This is a genomic window from Aeromonas crassostreae (assembly GCF_054052445.1).
In genome coordinates this window covers 73,784-97,753 of record NZ_JBSTYM010000013.1, presented here as the reverse complement: position 1 = coordinate 97,753, position 23,970 = coordinate 73,784, and the positions used below count along the sequence as shown (strand labels likewise).

The 23,970-nt window shown below is 59.4% G+C and carries 17 protein-coding genes; 15 read left to right on the top strand and 2 right to left on the bottom strand.

The genetic code is table 11. The features are described from left to right. The first annotated feature begins 38 nt into the window (after positions 1-38). The 5 genes from ACW5W4_RS12020 to ACW5W4_RS12000 are packed head-to-tail and all read left to right on the top strand — an operon-like array spanning position 39 to position 5,209. On the top strand, positions 39-1,133 hold the full coding sequence (locus ACW5W4_RS12020) for an AI-2E family transporter (protein ID WP_456689523.1): 1,095 nt from the start codon (positions 39-41) through the stop codon (positions 1,131-1,133). A 4-nt stretch (positions 1,134-1,137) separates the two neighbouring features. Continuing rightward, positions 1,138-2,655: an efflux transporter outer membrane subunit gene (locus ACW5W4_RS12015; protein WP_456689522.1), complete on the top strand. Its 1,518-nt coding sequence runs from the start codon at positions 1,138-1,140 to the stop codon at positions 2,653-2,655. Next, entirely contained in the window at positions 2,648-3,742 is a 1,095-nt protein-coding gene (locus ACW5W4_RS12010) for an HlyD family secretion protein (RefSeq protein ID WP_456689521.1), read from the top strand. The genes ACW5W4_RS12015 and ACW5W4_RS12010 overlap by 8 nt, the downstream gene beginning before the upstream one ends. Before the next feature lie 8 nt (positions 3,743-3,750). Then, positions 3,751-4,779, top strand: a complete 1,029-nt coding sequence (locus tag ACW5W4_RS12005) for a hypothetical protein (protein ID WP_456689520.1) — start codon at positions 3,751-3,753, stop codon at positions 4,777-4,779. A gap of 1 nt (position 4,780) precedes the next feature. Beyond that, positions 4,781-5,209, top strand: a complete 429-nt coding sequence (locus ACW5W4_RS12000) for an ion channel (protein ID WP_456689519.1) — start codon at positions 4,781-4,783, stop codon at positions 5,207-5,209. Between the two features lie 93 nt (positions 5,210-5,302). Here the strand turns inward: ACW5W4_RS12000 and ACW5W4_RS11995 are convergent, their stop codons facing one another. Next, on the bottom strand, positions 5,303-6,991 hold the full coding sequence (locus ACW5W4_RS11995; RefSeq protein ID WP_456689518.1) for an FAD-dependent oxidoreductase: 1,689 nt from the start codon (positions 6,989-6,991) through the stop codon (positions 5,303-5,305). Between the two features lie 132 nt (positions 6,992-7,123). Here ACW5W4_RS11995 and ACW5W4_RS11990 point away from each other — a divergent pair, with 132 nt between their 5' ends. The 3 genes from ACW5W4_RS11990 (at position 7,124) to ACW5W4_RS11980 (ending at position 11,627) form a co-directional block, all read left to right on the top strand. Continuing rightward, a complete protein-coding gene (locus ACW5W4_RS11990; RefSeq protein WP_456689517.1) occupies positions 7,124-10,084 on the top strand; it encodes a sensor domain-containing phosphodiesterase in 2,961 nt (986 codons plus the stop codon). Positions 10,085-10,149: 65 nt separating this feature from the next. Continuing rightward, the gene (pflA, locus tag ACW5W4_RS11985; protein ID WP_456689516.1) at positions 10,150-10,935 is read left to right on the top strand and encodes a pyruvate formate lyase 1-activating protein; all 786 of its coding nucleotides are present in this window, start codon (positions 10,150-10,152) and stop codon (positions 10,933-10,935) included. A gap of 50 nt (positions 10,936-10,985) precedes the next feature. Next, positions 10,986-11,627: an energy-coupling factor ABC transporter permease gene (locus tag ACW5W4_RS11980; RefSeq protein WP_427261833.1), complete on the top strand. Its 642-nt coding sequence runs from the start codon at positions 10,986-10,988 to the stop codon at positions 11,625-11,627. A gap of 68 nt (positions 11,628-11,695) precedes the next feature. Here the strand turns inward: ACW5W4_RS11980 and ACW5W4_RS11975 are convergent, their stop codons facing one another. Beyond that, the gene (locus tag ACW5W4_RS11975) at positions 11,696-12,220 is read right to left on the bottom strand and encodes an acyloxyacyl hydrolase (RefSeq protein ID WP_456689515.1); all 525 of its coding nucleotides are present in this window, start codon (positions 12,218-12,220) and stop codon (positions 11,696-11,698) included. A 948-nt stretch (positions 12,221-13,168) separates the two neighbouring features. Here ACW5W4_RS11975 and ACW5W4_RS11970 point away from each other — a divergent pair. The 7 genes from ACW5W4_RS11970 to ACW5W4_RS11940 all read left to right on the top strand — a co-directional run bounded on the left by ACW5W4_RS11970 (position 13,169) and on the right by ACW5W4_RS11940 (position 23,953). Continuing rightward, the gene (locus ACW5W4_RS11970) at positions 13,169-13,543 is read left to right on the top strand and encodes a hypothetical protein (protein WP_456689514.1); all 375 of its coding nucleotides are present in this window, start codon (positions 13,169-13,171) and stop codon (positions 13,541-13,543) included. A 26-nt stretch (positions 13,544-13,569) separates the two neighbouring features. Continuing rightward, a complete protein-coding gene (locus ACW5W4_RS11965) occupies positions 13,570-15,339 on the top strand; it encodes a polysaccharide biosynthesis/export family protein (RefSeq protein ID WP_456689544.1) in 1,770 nt (589 codons plus the stop codon). Between the two features lie 63 nt (positions 15,340-15,402). Next, positions 15,403-16,203, top strand: a complete 801-nt coding sequence (locus ACW5W4_RS11960) for an ABC transporter permease (RefSeq protein WP_456689513.1) — start codon at positions 15,403-15,405, stop codon at positions 16,201-16,203. Between the two features lie 11 nt (positions 16,204-16,214). Further along, complete coding sequence (locus tag ACW5W4_RS11955; RefSeq protein ID WP_456689512.1) at positions 16,215-16,865, top strand: ABC transporter ATP-binding protein; 651 nt, start codon at positions 16,215-16,217, stop codon at positions 16,863-16,865. Between the two features lie 15 nt (positions 16,866-16,880). Beyond that, a complete protein-coding gene (locus tag ACW5W4_RS11950) occupies positions 16,881-18,083 on the top strand; it encodes a sugar transporter (RefSeq protein ID WP_456689511.1) in 1,203 nt (400 codons plus the stop codon). A 137-nt stretch (positions 18,084-18,220) separates the two neighbouring features. Then, the gene (locus ACW5W4_RS11945; RefSeq protein ID WP_456689510.1) at positions 18,221-21,532 is read left to right on the top strand and encodes a class I SAM-dependent methyltransferase; all 3,312 of its coding nucleotides are present in this window, start codon (positions 18,221-18,223) and stop codon (positions 21,530-21,532) included. A 3-nt stretch (positions 21,533-21,535) separates the two neighbouring features. Next, positions 21,536-23,953 carry a glycosyltransferase family 2 protein gene (locus tag ACW5W4_RS11940; protein ID WP_456689509.1) on the top strand — a complete coding sequence of 806 codons (2,418 nt, stop codon included), beginning with the start codon at positions 21,536-21,538 and terminating at the stop codon, positions 23,951-23,953. The last annotated feature ends 17 nt before the right edge of the window (positions 23,954-23,970 follow it).

Genomic DNA, 23,970 nt, shown 5'->3' with positions numbered 1-23,970 from the left:
ATGGTTGTGTGCTCATCCCCCGTCGGAGTCATACCAGAATGGAAAATAACGATCTGTCCATCGTCGAAAAAAGGTTGGTTGCCAGATTCCTGGATATGTTCATCAAGCTTGGCCTTATCCTGGCACTGGGCTCTTTCTGCTTTACCGTGTTCTCCCCCTTCATGAACATGATGTTGTGGGCCCTGATCCTGGCCGTCACCCTCTACCCCCTCCACCAGCGCTTTGCCGCGCGCCTGGGCGGCAAACAGGGCAAGGCCTCTACCCTGCTGGTACTGCTGGGGGTGCTGCTCATCGTGGCCCCTACCGTCGTCATGGTCAGCTCCCTGGGTGACAGCGTCAGCGCCCTGGTCGACAAGGTGGAAAACAACACCCTGGTGATCCCGGCGCCCTCCGCCGACATCGCCGGCATCCCTGTGGTGGGCGACAAGCTCCATGCCGTCTGGCTGAAGGCCTCGGTGGACTTGCCCAGCCTCATCGTCAGCTACAAGCCACAGCTCGGGGATCTGGCCAAGAAGGTCGTCGGCATCCTGGCCAGCATGGGGGGCGGCCTGCTCGGCTTCGTCTTCTCCTTCATCGTGGCCGGCATCATAATGGCCTGGGGCGCACCGGGCGCTGCGAGCGCCGATCGCATCGCCATGCGCATCACGGATGAACGCAAGGGGCTGGCGCTGACCAAGCTGTGCACCAGCACCATACGTGCCGTCGCTCAAGGGGTCATCGGGGTCGCCTTCATCCAGGCACTGCTGGCGGGCATCGTCATGATGCTGGCAGGGATCCCGGCCGTCGGCATCTTCTTCGTCCTGGCGCTGATCCTCGGTATCGCCCAGGTGCCCGTGATCCTGGTGACGGCGCCCGCCATCGCCTACATGTGGAGCGCGGGTGATCACGGCACTGCGGTGAACATCATCTACAGCGTTCTGCTGATCGTCGCAGGCATGGCCGACAACGTCCTCAAGCCGCTGCTGCTGGGTCGCGGTGTCGATGCCCCCATGCCAGTGGTACTGCTGGGTGCCCTTGGCGGCATGGCAGCCAGTGGCATCCTCGGCATGTTCATCGGCGCCACCCTGCTCTCCATCGGCTATCGCATCTTCATGGCCTGGGTCAACGAAGGTCTGGCTTCTGCGGATAAATAACCCCATGGCCGTCCAACGTCACACCATGCGCCCCCTGTTCACGGGGGGCGCGTGCCTGTTATTGAGTGCCTGCACAGTGCTGGGCCCCGACTATCAGGCTCCCAGAGTCGAAGAGATGGCCGGCTGGCACAGCGCCAGCGAGGGTCAGCAGGCGAGCGCGACCGCCGACTATCGCCAATGGTGGAACCGGCTCAACGACCCCGTGCTGAGTGCCCTGGTCTTGGAAGCGCTGCGAAAGAACCCGGACGTGCGGATCGCCGGCTTGCGGATCCTCGAGGCCCAGGCCCAGCTCGGCATCGCCGAGAGCCTGCTCGGCCCCCAGGCCACCGTGGGCACCGGCGAGTTTCTGCAAGCAGGACAGACACGCAACGGTCACAGCAGCGCCGGCAGCAGCTATGGCGCCGGGTTCAATCTCGGCTGGGAGCTCGACTTCTGGGGCAAGTTCAGACGCGGCATCGAAGCGGCGGATGCCAACTACTTCGCCACCCTGGCCCAGTATGATGACATCCAGGTGCTGATGGCCGCCCAGGTGGCCCAGCTCTATGTGAGTATCCGCACCCTGGAGGCGCGCCTCTACATCGCCCGGGAGAATGCCCGCCTCCAGCGGCGCAGCCTGGAGATCACCGAACGGCTGTTCAAGAGCGGCAACAGCGCCGAGCTGGACGTGCAGCAGGCCAAGACCCAGTACCTCGGTACCTTGTCCGGCATTCCGCAACTCGAGACCAGCCAGCGCCAGAGCCAGAATGCCCTCTCGACCCTGATTGCCAGACCCCCGGGTCCCCTGCCCGAGATGGCCACCAACACCGGCAAGATCCCCGAGGGCGAGCTGGCCCTGGTCACCGAGATGCCGGCCGATCTGCTGCGCCGACGCCCCGATGTGCGGGTCGCCGAGCGCCAGCTGGCCGCCCAGTCGGCCCTGATCGGGGTGGCCGAGAGCGAGCTCTACCCCTCCATCACCCTGCTTGGCACCCTGGGCGTCAACGCCACCAATGGGGAGAGCGGCACCTTCTCCTGGGCCGTCGGCCCCTCGCTCAGCTGGAACCTGCTCGATCAGGGACGGCTCGGCAACCAGATCCTGGTGCAGGACGCCCGCTTCCAGCAGCTGCACGAGCGCTATCGCGACAGCGTGTTCAAGGCGGCCCGCGAGGTGGATGACGCGGCCGTGGCTTACGCCAACGGCCAGGACGAGATCGCCCTGCTGACCCAGACCGGCGAGGCCGCCCGTCGCGCCCTCGAGATAGCCAACACCCAGTATCGCGAGGGGATGGCGGACTTCCAGCGTGTGCTCGACTCCCAGCGCGCCCTGTTCAGCCAGCAGGAGCGCCTGGTCAACAGCCGTGGCACCCGGATGCGCGATCTCATCACGCTCTACAAGGCACTGGGTGGCGGTTGGGAACAGGGGCGCGAACGTCCCCTGGTCACCCCGGAGGTGGAGGCCCAGCTGCGCACGCGAGCCGACTGGGCTCCCCTGCTCGACGCGACCCACTCCCCCATGACACAGAAGGCAAGCTCCCATGACTGACAGCACTGCATCTCCCGGCCAGGCCAGCCGCCGCGCCACCCTAGGGCTGCTGGCTGCAATCCTCCTCCTGCTCATCTGGTATCTGCTGGCGGACAGGTTGACCCCATACAGCTCCCAGGCCCGGGTGCAGGCCTTCGTGGTCCCCGTCGCCGCCGAGGTGTCCGGCCAGATCAAGCGGGTCTATGTCCACGACAATCAGGACGTGGACGCAGGCTCCCCCCTGTTCGAGATCGACCCCGAGCCCTATGACATCGCCCTGGCCAAGGCCAACTCCGACTACCAGACGGTCTTGAGCGGCGTCAAGGCGAATACCGAAGGGGTCAAGGCGGCCGAGGCCTCCCTGATGGCCATGCGCGCCGCCTATGACAACGCGGCCAAGGATGCGGAGCGCCAGGAGCGGCTCTATCGCGAGGATCCGGGCGCCATCTCGGTGCGTCGCCTCGAGGTGGCCCAGGCCAGCCGCGAGACGGCCAGGAGCCAGGTGGCGGCAGCACAAGCCGACGTCCGCCGCGCCATCGAGGCCGCCGGGGCGAGCGGCGATGACAACTCCCAGCTGCTCAGCGCCCGCTCGGCGGTCCACAAGGCGCAGCTGGATCGCCAGAACACCCGAGTGGTGGCGCCGGGTCGGGGGCTCATCACGGATCTCAGCACGGATGTAGGTCAGTTCATCGGGGCCGGCGCACCGGCCATGACCCTGATCGCCATTCACGATGTCTGGGTATCGGCGGATCTGACGGAGAACAACCTGGGCAACGTTCGACCAGGGGACAAGGTCGCCATCCTGCTCGACAGCTTGCCCGGACAGCTGTTCAAGGGGGAGATCCGCAGCGTCGGCTACGGGGTGGGCGATGGCAAGAGCCCGCCCGCCGGTACCCTGCCCACGGTGGACAACAACCGCGACTGGCTGCGTCAGGCGCAGCGTTTCCCGGTCAAAATCGCCTTCCAGAGCGACGACTTTCCGCCGGTCGAGGCGCTGCGGGTCGGCGGCCAGGCCGATGTGCTGGTCTACACCAGCGAGAGCGGGGTGATGCACCTCCTGGGGGCGCTCTATATCCGGCTGATGAGCCTCTTCTCCTTCCTCTATTGAGGCGCCATATGCATAACGCCGACAGGGCTGTACTGCGCATTGGCACGGGCATCGGGCTCGCGGCGGGGATCTGTTACGGATTGGCCCTGCCCATGCCCCACCTCGGCGTCATCATGGCCTGGGTGGTGCTGTGCCGCCCCGGGGAGGCGCTCGGCCTGAAGAAGGGGCTGGCAGGGGGGCTCCTGCTGCTGGGGATCATGGCCGCCGGGGTGCTGCTGGTGCCCCTGCTGACCCACTATGCCCTGGCGGCCGTGCTGCTCATCGGACTGCTGCTCTACCTGCTGATGCAGCAGTCGATGGCCGGCAAGGGGGCCGCCGCCATGCTGCTCATCATGGCCATTACGGTGATCCCGGTGGCCGGGCTCATCGAGCAGTCACTGGCCATCGCCATCGCCCAGATGATGGGGCTGGGGATCCTGGTGGGCACCTTGGTCAACCGCATGGCTCACGCGCTTTTCCCCCCCCTGCCGGTGGCGGGAGCGGCGCCAAGGCCCGTACCGCTGCCCCCCGAATACCCCGAGCGGCTGGCGCTGCGCGCCGTTGCCATCGTGATGCCGGTGTGGCTGCTGGCCCTCGGCAACCCGGCCTTCTACATTCCGGCGGTGATGAAGACGGTGACGCTGGCCCAGCAGAGCACCTCCCTCAACGCCAGACAGGCGGGCCAGGAGCTGGTGCTCTCGACCCTGATGGGTGCCCTGCTGGCCTGTGCACTCTGGCTGGGGCTCAGCCTCTGGCCCTCGCTCCTGATGCTGGTGCTGATGCTGACCCTGATGACCCTCTGGCTGGCGCGGCGTCTGATCCGGCTGGTGGCGAGCCGCTTCCCGCCGTCATTCTGGAGCAATGCCTGGATCACGGCGCTCATCCTGTTTGGCCCAGCCATCGAGGACAGCGCCACCGGCAAGGATGTGTGGTTGGCGGCGGCCATGCGTTGTGGCCTCTATCTGGTGGTGGCCGGTTATGGCTGGCTGTGTATCTTGCTGCTCGAGCAGTGGTGGCCGGTCGGCCGACCACTGGCAGAAGCCAAGTTAGGAGACTGACATGTTTCTCATATTTATGGTCGGCATCCCGGTGATCCTGATCAACATGCTGCTGCAATCCCTGGTGTCCGTCTGGTGCATCCGCTTCTACATCAAGCGGTTCGGCAAGCGTGAGGGGGTGGTGGCCGGCATGCTGGCGCTGTTTGCCATCATCACCCTGGTGATGCTGGGCAACCTGGCACAGATCGGCGTCTGGGGGGCGCTCTTCCTGTGGCTCGGGGAGTTCGACACCCTGCAGGAGGCGGTCTACCACTCCGGGGTCAACTTCGCCACCCTGGGCTATGGCGACATCGTCATGAGCCCGCAGTGGAAGATGCTCGGGCCGCTGGAAGCGGTCAACGGCGCCCTGATGATAGGCCTCTCCGGCGCCTCCATGCTGGCGGTCTTGCAGCACCACATCCGCAAGCAGCTCCATGACAGCGCCCCCTGATCGGGCGGTACTCAGGGTGTCAAAAAGGGCCACTCCATGGAGTGGCCCTTTTTCATGCAAAGCAGGCGATTGGGCCATGTCGGCCGGGCAGATCTACTCGGCGATGACCAGCTGCCAGGTCTTGAAGCCGCCGGAGAGGTTCTTCGCCCGAAAACCGTGCTGGCTCAGCAGGCGGCAGGCCACATGGCCGCGCAAACCCACCTGGCAGCTGACCAGCAGCTCCTTGTCTTTTGGCAACTCATGGAGGCGGCCGCGCAGCTCGTCGAGGGGAATGTGCATGGCCCCCGGGATCCGGCCCAGCTTGTCGAGCTCGGGGCCATTGCGCACATCCAGCACCTGCTGATGGGGATTGCGGGCATTGACCTCGGCCGCATGGCAAAGGATGGTGTCCCCCTTCAAGTGGTTGCTCGCCACGAAGCCCGCCATGTTGACTGCGTCCTTGGCCGACCCGAACGGCGGCGCATAGGTGAGTTCCAGATCCTGCAGGTCAAACACGGTGAGCCCGGCACGCTGGGCCACCGCCAGCACGTCGATGCGCTTGTCGACCCCATCCTTGCCGATGGCCTGGGCGCCATAAATCTTGCCATCGGGGGCAAACAGCAGCTTGAGGCTGATGGGGTGGGCGCCGGGGTAGTAACCGGCGTGGCTGCCCGGGTGGACATAGGCCTTCTCGAACGGCAGACCCAGCTGCACCAGCCGCTTCTCGTTGAGGCCTGTGCTCGCCACCGCCAGGTCGAACAGCTTGCAGATGGCGGTCCCTTGCGTCTTCTTGTAGGTTTCGCTTCGGCCCAGCATGTTGTCGGCGGCGATGCGCCCCTGGCGGTTGGCGGGGCCCGCCAACGGGATCAGCACCGACTCGCCGGTGACGAAGTCGGTCTCCTCCACCGCGTCCCCCACCGCATAGATGAAGGGATCCGAGGTGCGCATGCCGGCATCTACCTTGATGCCGCCGCGCGGCCCCAGCGCCAACCCCGCCTTGGCGGCGAGCAAGGTCTCCGGCTTGACCCCGATGGCCAGGATCAACAGACCTGTCTCAAGATGCGAACCGTCGCTCAGAGTCAGGCGCAGGCCGCCGCTGTTGGCGGTCGGCACGTCCGCCGTCTTCTCCGCCGTCACATCCAGACTCTCGATGGCATTGAGACCGGTGTGCAGGCGCAGATCGACTCCCTCTTCCCGGATGCGGGCATGGAGCAGGTTGGCCATCTCCTTGTCCACCGGTGCCATCACCTGATCGGAGAGCTCCAGCAGGGTGACATCCAGCTGGCGCTGATGCAGCGCCTCCATCATCTCCAGCCCGATGAAGCCGCCACCAACCACGGTCACATGGCGTGGCTGGTCGTGCGCCAGGGCCGCCAGGATGCGATCCATGTCCGGGATGTTGCGCAGGGTATAAACGTGGGGGCTATCGATGCCGGGGAAGGGGGGCCGGATGGGGGCGGCTCCTGGGCTCAGCAACAGGCGATCATAAGGCTCGCGCCGCTCTTCCCCGGTCTGCAGGTTGCGCACCAGCAGGCTCTTGCCCGCCCTGTCTATCTCGATCACATCGTGAAAGACCCGCACATCCACGTTGAAACGGCGCTTGAAGCTCTGTGGCGTCTGCAGCAGCAGGGCATCCCGCTCCGCTATGTCACCTCCTATGTGGTAGGGCAGACCGCAGTTGGCGAAGCTGACGAACTCGCCCCGCTCGAACATCACTATCTCTGCCTCTTCATTCACTCGACGGGCACGGGCCGCCGCCGAGGCGCCGCCAGCCACACCGCCCACAATCAGAATACGCATCATCTCAGACTCCACTTGGCGCGAGGAAAACAATAAATTAGCAACACCTAATTTAGATATCAATGGAATTTTGTTTGCCGCCAATATGCAGTATTCTTGGCCCTCCGGCAGTTGCTCAACAGGATGTTTCCCTTCATGTCGTCTATCGCACTTCGCCAGTCAGTGCCCAGCACCTCGGTACCGCTCTTCTTTCGCCTGGATGCTCGCAGCCAGCGACTGGTCGCCCTGACGGATGTGATGCAGACCCCCCTGCACTGGCTCGATGAGCCCAGGTCCCCCTGGCCGGCCCAGTTGCCGGAGCCCCTGCGCGGCCCCATAGAGCGGATGCTGAGCCAGGGGCAGGGTGGCCGGCTGAGCCTGCGCTTTGACGGCATGATCTGGCAGATTGCCCTCTCCCACGAGCAAGATGCCTTCTGGCTGCTGTGCCTTCAGACCCAGTCCCAGGAGGCCATGGCGGATCTCGCCCTGCACCTGCCCCGGCTGAGCCAGATGGCGAGCCAGCAGCAGTTCGCCCCCATGCTGGAGAGCCTGAGAGAGACCCTGGCGGCGGATCGCCTCATCCTCTGGCATTACCAGGCCAATGGCCCGTTCGGCGGCGAGCAGCTCACCCCCGTCTTCACCCTGGGGCTGGAGGAGGACACCCCTCCCCTCGGCCCCCTGCGCGGTGACAGCCGCTACATCCGCGCCCTGCGCACCCGCAAGGCACTGAGCTTCTCCGAGGCGGCCCACCAGCCCATGCTGTGCCAGCACTACTACCTGAGCGAGCATGGGGTGCGCGCCCGTCTCGATGCCGCCCTGCTCGACCATGACAGACTCATCGGCGTGCTCAGCCTGGAGTACCAGAACCCGATCCAGCTCAACGAAGAGATGCTGCAACTGGTACGCCACTGCGCCCAGCGCCTGGGCCACTGGCAACCGCACATAGAAGACGTCCCCCAGACGGCGGCCCCCCTGCTGGCGCTGCCCGGCGAGCTGAGCATGTTGACCGGCATCGACTATTGCGAGGCGCTGGTCGGCTGGGCCTGCGCCGCCAGCGGCGCCATGCTCGGCTGGATTGGTGAGTACCAACCCAGGGGCAGCAAGCTCTGGGTCATACCGCGCCACGTTCGCCGCCAGGACGAGACCCTGCACTGGTCCCCCATGGACCTGGATCCCGGTCCCAGCGTCGAGCTGTTTCACCATGGCCAGGCCCTCTATGTGGAGGATCTGGCGCTGCGCTACCCCCTGGCGACCAAGCTGCTCCATCACAATGCCCAGGCCTTCATCGGCATTCCCCTGGTGCAGTCGGCCAAGCGGCCCATCGGCCAGCTCATCCTGCTGCTCCCCCAGACCCTGTCCGATCCCATGCCCCTGCTCGATGCCCTCAGCGCCCAGGCCAGCCGCGCCACCGTCGAGATGCAACGCCTGGCCGCCGACGATGCCCTGCGCCTGGCCGAGGTCGCCTTCAACACCCACGACGGCCTGCTGGTGGCCGATGCCAAGGGCATCATCCTCAAGGTGAATCAATCCTTTTGCCGCATCACCGGTTTCAGCGAGCAGGAGATAGTGGGCCAGCATATCGATCGGCTGCGCCCCCCCTATTACGGCGATCGCCTGAAGGAAGAGGTCTGGCAGGCGGTACGTAACCAGGAGCTCTGGATCGGGGAGGAGCAGTGCCTCAACCAGGCCGGCAACCTGTTCCCGGTGCGGCTCATGGTGAGCGGGGTCAAGAATGAACAAGACGAGATCAATCACCTGGTCTGCAGCTTCTATGACGTCAGCAAGGAGCGGGAGGCGGCCCGCAACATAGAGCAGCTCGCCTATTACGACGATCTGTGTGGCCTGTTCAACCGCCGCAGCCTGACCGATGCCCTGCGCCGCACCCTGGATGAGCCCAATGGTCAGTGGGGCGCCCTGCTGCTGCTGGATCTGGACAACTTCAAGTCGATCAACGACTCCCTCGGCCATGCCTATGGCGACAAGCTGCTGCAGGCCGTGGTCGAGCGCCTCAAGGGACTGCCCCAGGAGAATCTGGTGCTGGCCCGCATCTCGGGGGACGAGTTCGCCCTGCTGTTCAACGCCCTCGGCCAGGGCTATGTCACCGCCAAAATTCTGGCGGAGCACTTCGCCCGCGAGCTGATGAGCCTGTTTCGCATCCCCTTCGACATCGAGTCCCACAAGCTGCACTGCAGCGTCTCCATCGGCATCAGCCTCTTCTCGGGGGAGGACAAGGATCACCTGATCCTGATGCAGCAGGCCGATACCGCAGCCCACATGGCCAAACGTGGCGGCCAGGGCAGCTATGTCTTCTTCAGCCAGACCATGGCCGAGCAGGAGAAAAACAAGCTGGCCCTCAACAACCAGCTGCGGGACGCCCTGCGCAACCACGAGCTGCTGCTGCACTATCAGCCCCAGTATCGGGTCGACAACGGCGCCCTCTCCGGCATCGAGGCGCTGCTGCGCTGGCAAAAGAGTGATGGCAGCATGGTGCCCCCCGGTGAGTTCATCCCCATCGCCGAGGAGACCAGCCTGATCCAGGACATCGGCTACTGGGTGATGAAGACCGCCTGCGCCCAGTACAGCTTCTGGCTCAACCAGGGGAGGGCCATTCCCCATCTCTCCGTCAACGTCAGCGCCCGCCAGTTCCACACCGCCGGCTTCGTGCAGCAGGTGGAGTACATATTGCGCGACACCGGGGTACCCCCCTCCCGCTTGCTGCTGGAGATCACCGAATCCGTGGTGTTGGAGAACCGGCTGGAGAGTATCGCCCGCATGCGCCAGCTCAAGGAGCTCGGCATCCTGCTCTCCATCGATGATTTTGGCACCGGCTATTCGTCGCTGGCCTACCTGCGGGATCTGCCGGCCGATGAGGTCAAGCTGGATAGAAGCTTCATCCAGACCCTGGTCCACAGCGAGCAGGACAGGGCCATCGTCAAGGCAATCCTGGATCTGGCCCGGGTATTTCGCTTCACCGTCACCGCCGAAGGGGTCGAGGAGCAGGAGCAGCTCGACATGCTCAAGCAGCTCGGTTGCCAGCACTATCAGGGCTTCCTCACCAGCAGGCCGCTGCCGGTCAAGGCGCTGGAGGCGCTGCTGGCGCCCTTGTCGCCTGGCTAAACATGTAGGATTTATAGGGACTTTCGTAATAAAATAACGGCCTGCTCGAAACGCTGGAGTTGTCTATGTCTGTCAGTAATCAGATCCCTGCCGTTCAAATCAGTGCACCCGGAGTCATTGGCCGGATCCACTCCGTTGAAACCTGCGGCACCGTCGATGGCCCCGGTATTCGCTTCATCGTCTTCATGCAAGGCTGCCTGATGCGCTGCAAGTACTGCCACAACCGGGACACCTGGGACACCCAGGGCGGCCGGGAGGTGACGGTACCCGAGCTGATGAAGGATCTCACCAGCTATCGCCACTTCATGAATGCCTCCGGCGGCGGCGTGACCGCCTCCGGCGGGGAAGCCATGTTGCAGCAAGCCTTCATCGCCGAGCTGTTTGCCGCCTGCAAGGCCCAGGGGATCCACACCTGCCTCGACACCAACGGCTTCGTGCGCCACTACGACGACATGCTCGACAAGGTGCTCGACAACACGGATCTGGTGTTGCTCGACATCAAGCAGATCAATGACGAGAAGCACATCCCCCTGACCCATGTCAGCAACAAGTACACCCTGGAATTCGCCCGCCATCTCGCCGCCAAGGGCAAGACCATGTGGATCCGCTACGTGGTGGTGCCGGGCTGGACCGACGACGAGGAGAGCGCCGAGGGGCTGGGCCGCTTCATCCAGGAGCTGGGCAGCGCGGTGGAGAAGGTGGAGCTGCTGCCCTACCACGAACTGGGCAAACACAAGTGGGACGTGCTGGGGGAAACCTACGAACTGACCGGCATTCACCCCCCCAAACGGGAGACCATGGACAAGATCCAGGCCATCCTCGGCCAGTACCATGGCAATGTGAAGTACTGATCTCCTGATACGGCCGCGACCCGTTCGCGGCCCCAAGGCAAGGATGCCCCATGAGTGAAGGCCAACTCGCGGCCCTGCTTCTCTGGTTACTGCTGCTGACGGCGACCCTCAAGGGGAGCCTCTGGCAAAGCCTGCGCACGACCCCCCTCTATCAACACCTGCTCCTTGGCAGCGCCATCGCCTTGCTGCCGCTCTGGTTGCTGCGGGCTGGACTCCATGAGGGGCTCGAGGTGCATTTTCTCGGCCTCACCAGCCTGACCCTGCTGCTGGGCTGGCGCCTGGCGCTCTGGGCACCCACCCTCACCCTGTTGCTGCTCAGTTACGCGGGCACAGAGTCCTGGGCCGACCTCGGCTGGCATGCCCTGGTAGGCATCGCCCTGCCGGTGGCCACCAGCTGGCTGCTGTTTCTGGGGAGCTGGGCCTGGCTGCCCCGCCACCTGTTCGTCTACCTGTTTATCGCCGCCTTCCTCGGCGGCGCCCTGGCCATCTCGGCCAAGATGCTGGCCACCGCCCTGCTGCTCGGCCTGAGCGGTGACTATCCCTGGCAGACCATCATGGATGACTACCTCACCATCTGGCCCCTGCTGCTCTTCCCCGAGGCCCTGCTCAACGGCATGACCATGACACTGCTCGCCGTCTACCGCCCCCACTGGGTCTACACCTTCTTCGACCGCACCTACCTCGGTCGCTGAGGAACCCCGCCACACGACGACAAAAGCCCCTGACAGGCAGGGGCTTGGCAGCACAAAAAAGAAGAAATTTAAAACCGATACTCGATATGCAGCGTGTGGGTGTCCAAACCAGGATTCTGCTCATACATATTGGCATTGGACATGTGTTCATACTGATAACCAAGCCGCCAGTTTGCCGTTAGCTCATAACCAAGGCCAATACCGACAACATATTGGAAGGGTCCGCCATAATTTTTGAAGCCATTGCCTCTGTGGCCAAACTCATGATCAGCCAACCACACCACCCCTGCGGGGATCCACATCACCCAATGCCCCCATAAGCATTCGGCGCGAACACCGCCCCCCAGCCTGGTGGTGTACTCCTCCCCAACCTTCAACATGCCACCACGAACGCTCATACCAGATTGACACCCGGAATCCCCCCAATGCCAGAACATGCGATGATATTTGAGATCTGCGGTAAAGATGTCGAGCTTCTCGCTCTCGGCCGGTGTCCCCAGCTGCAGTGCAATAATCTTGTCATTGGCAAGTGCTCCCGAACTCACCGCCAACGAAGTCAGCAGCCCTGAGAGCAAGAGAGTGTTGACGTCCATGTCCCCTCCTACATCCGGTGATCCAGTGGTGCCTTCCTCAAACTCACCCAGGCACACATCAGGCATAGTCAGTAGTCAGAGCGGTTGTCAACGTGACATGTAAAACTAAAAAATAATGTATTTTCAGCCAATTGAGCTACCAATAAAGATACCAAACATCAAAAATCAGCATAATAAAAAGGTCAGACTAAATAATAGCCAAAGCAAGATAACGCCCAGATATGTAATGTATTTGTAAATTAGGCACCCGGCATGGTTAGAATGGCGAGAAGTACTACATAAGAGGTGTCTTAATTAACCATACCTTGTCCATAAACCTTCATGAAATTAACACATTACTATGAGGTGAAAAATTAATTACTTTAAAAACAATAAGTTGATGGTGATTACTGTGCACTGAAGTTCGTTATTATGTGTTGACTCAATCGCATCCAATAAGTAGGATGTTACGCAATTAAAAACAAAGCGTTGTGCTTGCCATTGGCGAGCACAGACAAGCATGGGATAATGGCCTGGATGACAGGCATTTTTGTTAAACAGTTCCGCTGTTAACCCCCTCTGTGTGCCTTGATTTTACTTTTCAATAAAAAATGTGCTTTTTTTGACCGGAACAATGTCACTTCCGTGCGGTAGCTTTCCTCTTTTTTTACCTTTCGATGCATCGCATGACGACTAAGAGCTCACGGTAGGGCAAGCGTATGAATCTTTTCTGGGTCAGCTTGGTCATTAAACAAACAATTTTCGCTCACCAAACGATCAAATCAACCAGCAATAGGCCAGGAAAGCTTATATTTCGAGTGAATTGATTTATTTTTGTTCATATATGCGCCCGTCCAGGGTAGCAGACGCGCCCAACAATCCAGCGTCATTGTTGCAACAAACGCGACAACAGTGCTTGGTAACATTGCATTTACATCCAGATTTTGATTCCATGGACAATATTGACACATGAACTATATACCCCGGTTTCTGGCAATATCGCTGGCAATCTCTATGAGTGGCTGCGCCTATGAGCCAAAGCAGGTCGAAGCCTCCCGTCCTCTCGTCAATCCATCATCGACCACACAGCTGCAAGCCATGCCAGCAAACCTGCAACAGGCTCTCGATACTCAGCCGCAAGGGGCTGCCCTCAGCACCAACAGCACCACTTTTACCCTGGGACAACGTTATGTTTCAGCCTTGGGGCGTGAGTGCGTAGAACTGTTGTTTGATAGCAGTCAACATCACTCACAGAGACGAGCCACCTGCAAGCTCGATGAACAGTGGTATCTGGTACCCCAATTGGAACAGGCCTCTATCAGCAACCTTCTTGCTGAGCAATAAACTCGAAGGTATATGTTTTGAAGAAAATGAACGTTCGTCAGCTGGGTGCCCTCCTGTTTCTCATCGGCGCCTCCTGCACCACCATGGCGGCCAGCGCACCTGACCAAACCCAATCGAATGGGTCATCATTTGGCTATAACCTGTCAGGCAATGGTGGTGGCAACAACCGGCCCCAGTTGGGTGGCCAATCCTCCTTGAGTGGTCAAGCCAACACCAGTTCCACCACCGGCAGCTTTACCCAGCAGAATCGTCAGGGCATGTTGCTGCCAGGCGAATCAGATGTGCGGAAATTGCTGCCACAAGCCGAGGCTGGACTCCCTCCCCCCTACGGCGCCAATCTGTTTGCCGGTGGCTATGAAACCGAACGCAGTGATGGCTTGAACGACAATTATCTGATAGCGCCCGGAGACAAGCTGAATATCTGGATCTGGGGTGCGGTCAATTTCTCCAATGTGGTAACGGTCGACAATCAGGGTAATATTTTCATCCCCGATGTGGGCCCGATCAATGTCAAGAATGTCCCTGCCAGCCAGATAAACAATTTGGTGACCAGCAAAATTGGCGACGTATTTACCAACAACGTCAATATTTACGTCAATCTGCTGACGACAACCCCGGTAAGTGTATTTGTGACGGGACCGGTGATCCGTCCTGGCCAATACGCCGGACAATCGTCTGACAGCGTGCTCTATTTTCTCAAGCGGGCGGGCGGCATAGACTCAGAGCGCGGCAGCTATCGCAAAATCAAAGTCTTGCGCCAAAACCAGCTCATCCAGCAGATAGACCTGTACGAATTTATCCAGAAAGGCAGAATGCCCAAGTTGTCCCTGAAAGATCAGGATGTCATCCTGGTGGAGCCCCAGGGGCCGATGATCAATGTGGCAGGCAAGGTTCGCAATCCGTTCCGCTTCGAGTTGAAGCAGCGCAATACGCTGGGTTCGGAGCTGGTCAACTATGCCCTCCCCCTCGCCAAGGTGAGTCATGTCGGTGTTATCGGTGACCGCTCAAATGGTCCCTTCTCTATCTATCTGCCTTACAAGGATTTTGCCCAGGTCCAACTCAAGGACGGCGACAAGGTGTTGTTCAACGATGACATGCATGCGCAGGTTTACGATGTGCAGGTCAGTGGCAGTTACATGGGGCCCTCTTATTTCACCGTCCGCAAAGAAACCAAGCTGCACGATCTGCTCAATCATATTCCGATTAACCCAGAGCTGGCCGATTACCAATCCATCTATCTGATGCGAAAGAGTGTGGCCATCAGGCAGAAAGATATGCTGGATGAGTCGCTCAACCGGCTGGAGCGCAGCGTGTTCACCGCCCCGGCCAGTTCGGATGGCGAAGCAGCCATACGGGCCAAAGAGGCAGAACTGGTCATGCAGTTTGTGGACAAAGCCCGCAAGATCCAGCCTCTTGGCAAAGTCGTGGTGGCCGACAAGGGTATCATCGCCAACATTCAGCTGGAGCAAGGCGATCAGATAGTGATCCCCAACAAGACGGATCTCATTCAGGTGGGTGGTGAGGTGCTGATGCCACAAGCCGTGGTCTACAACGCCAATGCCGACCTCGATGACTATGTCGCCTGGGCGGGTGGCTTTACCGAACGAGCCAATGATGAGCGCATTGCCGTGGTGCATGCCAACGGACTGGTGGAATTTAAAGGCCAGGGCAGCGTTCAGCCTGGGGATCAGATCATGGTATTGCCCAAGGTTGACAGCAAAACCATGCAGTCGGTCAAAGACATTACCCAGATCATCTATCAGATCGCCGTGGCGGCAAACGTAGCCATCAACTAAACCGCCCACACCGAACAATGCAGACTCGTCAATCGGCGAGTCTGCCATACGGTAAACGACTCAATGCATAAACCCATTCTCAGTCAAACACCTCGAACGCCCCTGCAGGTGCTGCGCGATGTGACGTTTGGTTTGCTTATCCGAGAACTGAAGACCCGTTTTGGCAGTTACCGGCTGGGCTATGCCTGGGCTCTGCTTGAGCCACTGTTGATGATCAGCCTGTTCAGCGTCGTCTTTGGGATGCGCAGCCAGAGTGGGTTCGGTGGCGTGCCTGCGCAGGTTTTTATCACGGCCGGTTACCTGCCTTTCATGTTTTTCAACAAGGTGGTGAGTCAACTTAAATCTGCCGTCAACGCCAACATGGGGCTGTTCTGTTATCGTCAGGTCACCCCCTTCGCCACCTTTGTTGCCCGCTTCATGCTAGAGGTCATGGTGGGCATGATGGTGGGTATCATACTGGTGCTGGGGCTGCTCTGGTTTGGGTTTGATGCTATCCCGGCTGACCCCTTGCAAGTCATCCTCGGCTATTTGCTGCTCATGATATTCTCGTTCTCCCTCGGTATTGTCTTTTGCGTCATTGGCAAACTATTCCAGGAGGCGAACAAGTTTCTTGATCTGCTGATGATGCCGCTGATGTTTATCTCCTGCGTGATGAATCCGCTGGCGGCCATCCCGGTGCAATATCATCATTGGTTCTTATGGAATCCGCTGGTGCATGCCGTGGAGTTGATACGCACTGGCTGGATCGCCGGTTACAGCAGCCCCAGCGTCAGCTGGATGTATTTTGCCAGCGTCACCTTGCTGCTGCTGACCTTCGCCATGAGCTGCTATCGCCTAAATCATCGCCGGCTGATTGCCAGTTAAAGTGAAACCCCATGATCATTCTTGACAATGTATCCAAATACTACCCCACCAAGTTTGGCCGCAACTATGTGCTGCGCGATGTGAGCATCCAGCTGCCGCGTAATCGCAATATCGGTATTCTGGGGGTGAACGGGGCGGGTAAATCCACCCTGCTTCGCCTGCTGGGGGGCATGGATACCCCCAACCAAGGCAAAGTGACCCGTCTTTGCCGCGTCTCCTGGCCGCTGGCCCTCGGCGGGGGGTTTCAGGGCAGCATGACGGGGCGGGAGAATACCCGCTTCGTTTGCCGCATCCACGGGGTACGTGATACTCGGGTCGTGGAGGAGTGGGTCAAGGAGTTTTCCGAAATCGGCCAGCACTTCGAGCTGCCGATCAAGACCTACTCCAGCGGCATGAGATCCAAGTTTTCCTTCGCCGTCAGTATGGCCTTTGACTTTGACATTTATCTGACCGATGAGATCACCTCGGTAGGGGATGCCCGCTTCAAACAGAAATGCATCGATACGTTCAATCAAAAACGCGAGACCGCGAGCCTTATCATGGTATCCCACGACATGAAAAACCTGCGCCAGCAGTGCGACATGGGAATACTGCTGCGCAACGCTGCATTGGAAGTATTCAACGATATCGACGACGCCATCCGCATTTATCAGGATCTTTAACAAGCTGCACCCAATATGACCCAACCTATCCGTTCCGAAAAACCATCCCGCCTCGTGCGCAAACTGCGCAAGCTCGGCAATGAGCCCAAACGCTTTTTTATCGACTCCAGCGGCTTTCAGATTGCCCACCGCTCATGGCAACAGAGCCTCAAACTCGGCAGCTTTCTCTGGGTCGTCGCCTGTTTTGCCATTGCCGCCCTCTATCTCGGCGTCATCGCCTCGGATCGGTATGTGAGCCGAGCCGAGCTGATGATCAAGCAGGCAGATCAGATCAAGATGCTGCCCGATGCCCTGTCGATGCTGGGACTGGGTGGCAGTAATCATCAGGATGTGCTGCTGATCCAGGAATACCTGAAATCCTGGGATCTGCTGGCCAAGCTGGATAAAGAACTCGGCCTCAAGGCCCATTACCAGAGCAACAAGGCCGACTATTTTTCTCGTCTGCCACAGGATGTCAGCCGGGAAGACTTTATCGAATACTACCGCAAGCACCTGACGCTGCGCCTCGATGAGCTGTCGGGTGTACTGGCCATCGAGTTACAGGCGTTTGATCCCGAATATGGCCAGCAAGTGGTAGGGCTGATGCTCAAGGAATCCGAGCGCTTTATCAACAAGCTGGGGCATCAGGTGGCGCTGGAGCAACTGGCCTTTGTCGAGCAAGAGGTCGATCGCGCCTATCAACGACTTCAGGGCGAAAAGGCCAAGGTCTTGGCATTTCAAAACAGCCACCAACTCATCAGCCCGGAATCCACCAGCAGCGCGCGTCTCGGGGTCGTCAGCCAGATTGAGGGCGAGCTGGTGAACCAGCAGGCGCAACTCAAGCAACTGCGCAGTTACATGAAAGAGACCGCCCCCGCAGTCATCTCGGTGCAGAGCCGGGTCGATGCTCTAACCAGGCAACTGGAGCAGGAGCGTGCCAAGCTCACCGGCCAGGATAAAGAAGCCATGAACGAGATCACCGCCGGCTACATGGATGTACAGACCCAGGCTACCCTGGCAGCGGATCTCTACAAGACGGGCCTCATCAGCCTGGAGCAGGCAAGGATAGAGGCATACCGCAAGCTCAAGCACCTGCTGGTCATCAGCCAACCGAGCCTGGCGCAGGATGCGGAATACCCTCGCCGTCTCTACAACCTGGCCACGGTAAGCGTGCTGCTTATCCTCTTTTACGGGTTGATCGTGATGGGCCTTGCCACCTTGCGTGAGCACCAGGACTGACGAACCACGGCATCATTGGCCAGTCAATACTCTATTTCAGCCAGGGTCATGGACCTTGGCTAATCCCTCAAGAGCGTGGCCACGACAGTGACCACCTCAATTAAATCCTTGTTCAAATACCCAAGAGACCTTCCCCGATGGACCGTCAACAACACAGCCGTTCAGTGGCAAACCGCAAGCAAAAGCCCGTCGTGCAGCCCAATGCCGAGCTGGACTTGATTTTCAAGCGCTCCCTTTTTTGGCGTCCAACCTATATTGCGCAATCTGCATGGCTGGAGCACATCCCCTTCGCCTTCTGGTTGGTGGAAACCCTGCGTCCCCGCAAGATTGTGGAATTAGGGACCCATTACGGCAGCTCTTACTTCTCGTTTTGCCAGGCCGTGACCAAGCTCGATCTGGAAACCCTCTGCTTTGCCGTTGACACCTGGGGAGGCGATGAGCATGCGGGGGTGTATGGCGAGGAAGTCTATGGGCAGGTCTCTGAATACAATCAGCAGCACTATTCCAGTTTCTCCACCCTGATCCGCAGCACCTTCGATCAGGCGTTGGCACATTTCCCTCAAGGCAGCATAGACCTGCTCCATATCGACGGCCTGCACACCCTTGACGCCGTGCGCCATGACTTTGAGAGCTGGTTGCCCAAGCTCTCTGACAGAGCCGTTGTCATCATGCACGACACCAATGTGAGGGAACGCGGCTTTGGCGTATTCCAACTGCTGGATGAGCTCAAGCAGCAGTACCCCCACTTTGAATTTGCCCATGGTCATGGCCTGGGCGTGATTGGGGTGGGCAGTGAGCAGGCGCCGGAGATGAAGAACCTCTATGACCTGTTCGCCAATGCCCAAGCGGCAAAGCAGGTACAGGATATCTTCTCTCGCTTGGGCAAGGCCTGTGGCGATAGCTGGGAAAACAGCCAGTTAAAGCAACAGCTGATCACTCAGCGAGACAGCCTGCAGATGGAGCAGAAACAACTGCAAGAGCAGCAGGCGTTGGAAAGGGGCCGTCTGGCCGAGCGCATCACCGCCCAACACCATCAATTGATAGCTCTCGAGCGCCAACTGGAAGAGAGCAAGGCACAAGAGGCCCAGCTGTCGGCACAGCAGCAACGCGCCCAGGCACTGGCATCCGAACTCGAGATGCTGCAACAGCAAGCCGCGGACACCCACGCTCGCCTTGCCGCCAGCGAACAGCAGCGCGAGGAGGGGCTGGCAGCCAAACAGAGTCTTGAGAATGCGCTAGCTCACGCGACACAACAGATCACACAAGCGACCGACGAGCTTGCTCAGCTTGCCCAAGAAAAGCAGTCACTGCTCGCCCAGCAAGCGCAGGCTCATGTCGATGAAATCGCCATGCTGCAACAGCAAGCCGCGGACGCTCACGCTCGCTTCGCTGCCTGTGAGCAACAGCGCGAAGAGGCACTGACCGCCAAACAAGAGCAGGAGAAATCGCTCACGCAGGCCACCTTGCAGATCGCGCAGATGAATGCCGAGCTTGCTCAGCTTGCCGAGGAGAAAGCATCACTGCTCACCCAGCAGGCACAAGTGCAAGATGAGCACCGGGCATTGCAACATCGCTTGGCGCAACACCATGAACAAGCCGCCGATCGCGAGCAAACCCTGCAGCAGTTGCAGCAACAGCTCAATGACCAGGCGCTGCAACTCAATGAAGAGACGCAGCGCACCGCCCAACTGACCCAGGCGCTTGGCAAGAGCAACTTGGCACTCACCGAAGGTTCGCACCGACTCGCCGACTTACAGTGCCAGTTGGATCAGTCCCTGCGCACTCAACATGCCCAGTCGCGCTCGCTGGCCGAACAAGGTGACACGATCAGGCTACTGCAAGAGCGAGCGACGGCCCTGCTGCAAGAGCTCAAGGATGAAAACGAGACCAAGAGCCAACTGCAACGGGCCTATGGCTTGCTGGAAAACCAGCATGATGCACTCGGCCATGAACGCGATGCTCTGCGTCAGGAACAGCTCCAGTTGAGTAATCAGATCGAGATGGGGCAGCGCGAGCTGCAGATGCTACAACAGCAGCAAGCCACACAGGCAGAGGAACATCAGCAACTTCAACGCCTCTGCGACACCCTGTCCCACGATCTGGTCAGCCAACGTGAACAGCATGCTGCCGCCCAGCACGCCTGGCAGCAACAGGAGTTGCACTTCAACACCGCGATCAATGAGCAGCAGCAGCAGATTGGCGAACTCCATCAGGCCTTGAGCGAGCGTTTTGGCGAAACCGCCGTATTGACGCAGCAACTTGAAGAGCAGGCTCAGCATATCGCAGGGCACATTCGCACCATCAATGATCAAGAGATGACACACCAACAACTGGCCGCCGAGTTGGTCACCACACAGCAACAGTGGCAGTCCGAATGCACGGCGAACCAGCACCTCAGCGCCGAGCTCGCCGCCTCACAGCAGCAAGTAAACAAGCTCAATCAGGCACTGAGCGAGCGCTTTGACGAAACCGCCACCCTGACCCGCCTGCTCGAAGAGCAGACCCAGTTGCTTGCCGAGCACTCCCAGACCATCAAGCAGCAGGATGCGGCGCATCAGCAGCTCGCCACCACGCTCTCGGCCGCGCAGCAGCAGGTGCAGAGCGTGAAAGCGCAGTATCAGCAAGCTCAGACCGAGCTAGCTTCGTTGAGTGCGGAAAAGCAGCAGCAGATCGACGCCCTGGAACAGGGGCTAAATGAGCGATTCACCGAGATAGCGAGCCTGACTCACTGGCTGGAAGAACGTGATCAATCACTGACCTCGCTAACAGCAGAAAAGCAACAGATACACGATACCCTTCTGGCTCGTGAACAAGCCTGGCAAACAGAGCGAGCCAAGCTGGCCCAGGGACTGGCAGATCTGCAACAGCAGCTCGCCGCCAGCCAGCAACAGGCGACTCGCCAACAAGCAGTGCTCGAAGAACAAGTGGGTGAGCTGGCCAAACAAAACAAGGAGCTGGAGGCCAATATTGCCGAGCGCTTCGCAGAACTGGCGACCATGACCCGGCACCTGGAACAGGTAACCCGCCAGTTGCAACAAAAAGAGCAACAGTTGGAACAGGCAAAGGCGCGGGCGCAGAAGCTGAAGAAGACCGTCTCTTGGAAACTGACCGCCCCCGTGCGCGCCCTTGGCCGCACGTTCAAAGAAAGCCCAACTGGGACAACAACTTCTGTAAGCGCCGTAGAGCGTATTGCAGCCTCCGGGCTCTTTGACGAACTCTGGTATCTGCACCGCTATCCAGAGGTTGCCGATGCGGGGCTGCCCGCCATCGAGCACTTTATCAAGGTCGGGGCGGATAAAGGCTATAGCCCCAGCGAGCAGTTCGATACCCGCTGGTATTTGCAGACCTACCCGGATGTGGCCCAAGGCACCATCAATCCGTTACTTCATTACATCATGCACGGGAAGGCCGAGCAGCGTCACTGTCTGCCGGCCAACAAGGGAAAATAAAAAATGACGGTTAACAATAACCTGGAAGCGTTGCTGGCACAGTTTGACGAACAGTGGTATCTGCACACCTATTGGGATGTCAACCAGACCGGGCTCTCTGCCAAAGAGCATTTCAAGCGTTATGGTCTGCTACTTGGCAGAAAACCATGTGCATCCTGGGACGTTGCGCCAGCAGTAGCTCAGAGAACCACTTCGATTGCCCTGCCGTATCTGGCACTGAACCAACTTTCAACCGATATTGATCATCCCCATGGGTGGTTGTCAGAGGGAGAAGACCCGTTCTTCATCATTGATTTAGGACAGCTCCCCAGCATAGGACAAGGTTGGTACCAGTTTAATCTGACCCTGGCTTGCCCCGCCAAGCAGGGGCTTGCCAAGCTGTATCTGGATACCGGCAAGGGGTTTAACGAGCTTGAAACGGTCACCTTGCCATATAAAAGAGATGTAGCCACCAGTCGCTTGTTCTATCTGGAATCTCCACTTGTTGCCTTGCGCTTCGACCCACTGGAGCAGGCATCTGAATTTTCCATTACTCATTTTGACATTACCTCCATCAATGAAAGCCACATTGAACAAGCATTGCTGGCTCGTATTCAAAAAGAGCATCAAAGCTATCGGGATATGCCGCTGGATAAGATCAAGGCGTCGATCTCTACCGAGAGTAAAGGCATATCAATGGCACAGTTGCAGGCACTCTATAACGAGACCTTCAGTTTCTCCTTGCCCTCTGTCGATTATGAAGAGTGGATAGAAACGGTAGAAGCGGCCTCGCTGCCCACTCCCGTGGAAGTGGACGCCATGCTCTCTGGCATGAAAGCGCCTCCCCTTATCTCTGTGGTAATGCCAGTCTATAACCCGGCAGAAATCTACTTACGTGCCTGCCTCGAATCCGTCTTGGCACAGAGCTATCCCCACTGGGAGCTCTGTATTGCAGATGATCGCTCGCCAAAAGCCCATGTACAGCGGGTACTGCGCGAATATGAGGCCAAAGACAGCCGGATCAGGGTTGTCTACCGCGAGCAAAATGGCCATATCTCGGCGGCGTCCAACAGCGCCCTGCAGATTGCCAAGGGCGATTTCGTGGCCCTGCTGGATCACGATGATGCCCTGCCGGAACATGCCCTGCTGTTTATGGCACAGGCCATCTGTGAACGGCCCGATACCCAGATCCTCTACAGTGACGAAGACAAGCTCAATGGTCGCGGCGAACGCTTTGACCCCCATTTCAAGAGTGACTGGAACCCGGATCTGTTCTTCTCGCAAAACTATGTATCCCACCTCGGGGTCTATCGCCGCAGCCTGCTGCAACAAATTGGTGGCTTCCGCCTTGGCGTCGAAGGTAGCCAGGATCAGGATCTGCTGCTGCGCTGCCTGCCCCATGTGACGGCCACCCAGATAGTCCATATCCCCCGCGTGCTCTACCACTGGCGCACCATAGAGGGCTCCACGGCCCTGGCCTCCGGTGAGAAGAGTTACACCACGGATGCAGGCATCCAGGCACTGCGCGACTATTTCGCTGGCCAGCAACCCGGTGTCAGGGTAGAGGCAGGCCTGGTGGCCAACACCTATCGGGTGCGCTACCCCATCCCCGAGCCAGCCCCTCTGGTCAGCCTGCTGATCCCCACCCGGGATCGCCGCGCCCTGACCGAAACCGCGGTGCGCAGCATCCTGGAACGCAGTACCTACACCCGCTTCGAGATCCTGATCCTCGATAACGGCAGCGTCGAGCAGGAGACCCTCGACTTCTTTGCCCAGATCCAGCGCGAAGACAGCCGGGTCAAAGTATTGCGCTACGATCACCCCTTCAACTACTCGGCCATCAACAACTTCGGCGCCCGCCATGCCAAGGGGAGCATCGTCGGTCTGGTCAACAATGATGTCGAGGTGATCAACCCGGAGTGGTTGACCGAGATGGTCAGCCACTGCCTGCGATCGGAGATCGGCTGTGTGGGGGCCAAGCTCTATTACAGCAACGATACCCTGCAACACGGTGGCGTTATCCTCGGCATTGGCGGCGTGGGTGGCCATTCCCACAAGCATTACCCTCGCCACCATCCGGGATATTTCAGCCGTTTGTTGCTGACGCAAACCCTCTCAGCCGTGACGGCAGCCTGCTTGCTTATTCGTAAAGAGATTTATGATGATGTCGCCGGGCTGGATGAAGAGAACCTGCACGTGGCCTTTAACGATGTGGACTTCTGCCTGAAAGTGCGCGAGGCGGGTTATCGCAATCTCTGGACCCCCTATGCCGAACTTTATCACTATGAATCCATCAGCCGGGGGGCCGAAGATTCACCGGAAAAGATTGCCCGCTTTACCAAAGAAGTGAACTTTATGAAATCCAAGTGGGGAAAACATCTGGTGCGAGATCCCTTCTATAGCCAGAACCTGACCCACAGTAGAGAAGATTTTTCTATCTAACATTGATTTATTTGAGG

What these genes read in the sequence shown, in the direction of transcription:
- ACW5W4_RS11950 (WP_456689511.1), top strand. Translation starts at nt 16,881, where the DNA reads ATGACCCAACCTATCCGTTCCGAAAAACCATCCCGCCTCGTGCGCAAA.
- ACW5W4_RS11970 (WP_456689514.1), top strand. Translation starts at nt 13,169, where the DNA reads ATGAACTATATACCCCGGTTTCTGGCAATATCGCTGGCAATCTCTATG.
- ACW5W4_RS11980 (WP_427261833.1), top strand. Translation starts at nt 10,986, where the DNA reads ATGAGTGAAGGCCAACTCGCGGCCCTGCTTCTCTGGTTACTGCTGCTG.
- ACW5W4_RS11965 (WP_456689544.1), top strand. Translation starts at nt 13,570, where the DNA reads ATGAACGTTCGTCAGCTGGGTGCCCTCCTGTTTCTCATCGGCGCCTCC.
- ACW5W4_RS11955 (WP_456689512.1), top strand. Translation starts at nt 16,215, where the DNA reads ATGATCATTCTTGACAATGTATCCAAATACTACCCCACCAAGTTTGGC.
- ACW5W4_RS11945 (WP_456689510.1), top strand. Translation starts at nt 18,221, where the DNA reads ATGGACCGTCAACAACACAGCCGTTCAGTGGCAAACCGCAAGCAAAAG.
- ACW5W4_RS11940 (WP_456689509.1), top strand. Translation starts at nt 21,536, where the DNA reads ATGACGGTTAACAATAACCTGGAAGCGTTGCTGGCACAGTTTGACGAA.
- ACW5W4_RS11960 (WP_456689513.1), top strand. Translation starts at nt 15,403, where the DNA reads ATGCATAAACCCATTCTCAGTCAAACACCTCGAACGCCCCTGCAGGTG.
- ACW5W4_RS12005 (WP_456689520.1), top strand. Translation starts at nt 3,751, where the DNA reads ATGCATAACGCCGACAGGGCTGTACTGCGCATTGGCACGGGCATCGGG.
- ACW5W4_RS12020 (WP_456689523.1), top strand. Translation starts at nt 39, where the DNA reads ATGGAAAATAACGATCTGTCCATCGTCGAAAAAAGGTTGGTTGCCAGA.
- ACW5W4_RS12015 (WP_456689522.1), top strand. Translation starts at nt 1,138, where the DNA reads ATGGCCGTCCAACGTCACACCATGCGCCCCCTGTTCACGGGGGGCGCG.
- pflA (WP_456689516.1), top strand. Translation starts at nt 10,150, where the DNA reads ATGTCTGTCAGTAATCAGATCCCTGCCGTTCAAATCAGTGCACCCGGA.
- ACW5W4_RS11975 (WP_456689515.1), bottom strand. Translation starts at nt 12,220, where the DNA reads ATGGACGTCAACACTCTCTTGCTCTCAGGGCTGCTGACTTCGTTGGCG.
- ACW5W4_RS12010 (WP_456689521.1), top strand. Translation starts at nt 2,648, where the DNA reads ATGACTGACAGCACTGCATCTCCCGGCCAGGCCAGCCGCCGCGCCACC.
- ACW5W4_RS11995 (WP_456689518.1), bottom strand. Translation starts at nt 6,991, where the DNA reads ATGATGCGTATTCTGATTGTGGGCGGTGTGGCTGGCGGCGCCTCGGCG.
- ACW5W4_RS11990 (WP_456689517.1), top strand. Translation starts at nt 7,124, where the DNA reads ATGTCGTCTATCGCACTTCGCCAGTCAGTGCCCAGCACCTCGGTACCG.
- ACW5W4_RS12000 (WP_456689519.1), top strand. Translation starts at nt 4,781, where the DNA reads ATGTTTCTCATATTTATGGTCGGCATCCCGGTGATCCTGATCAACATG.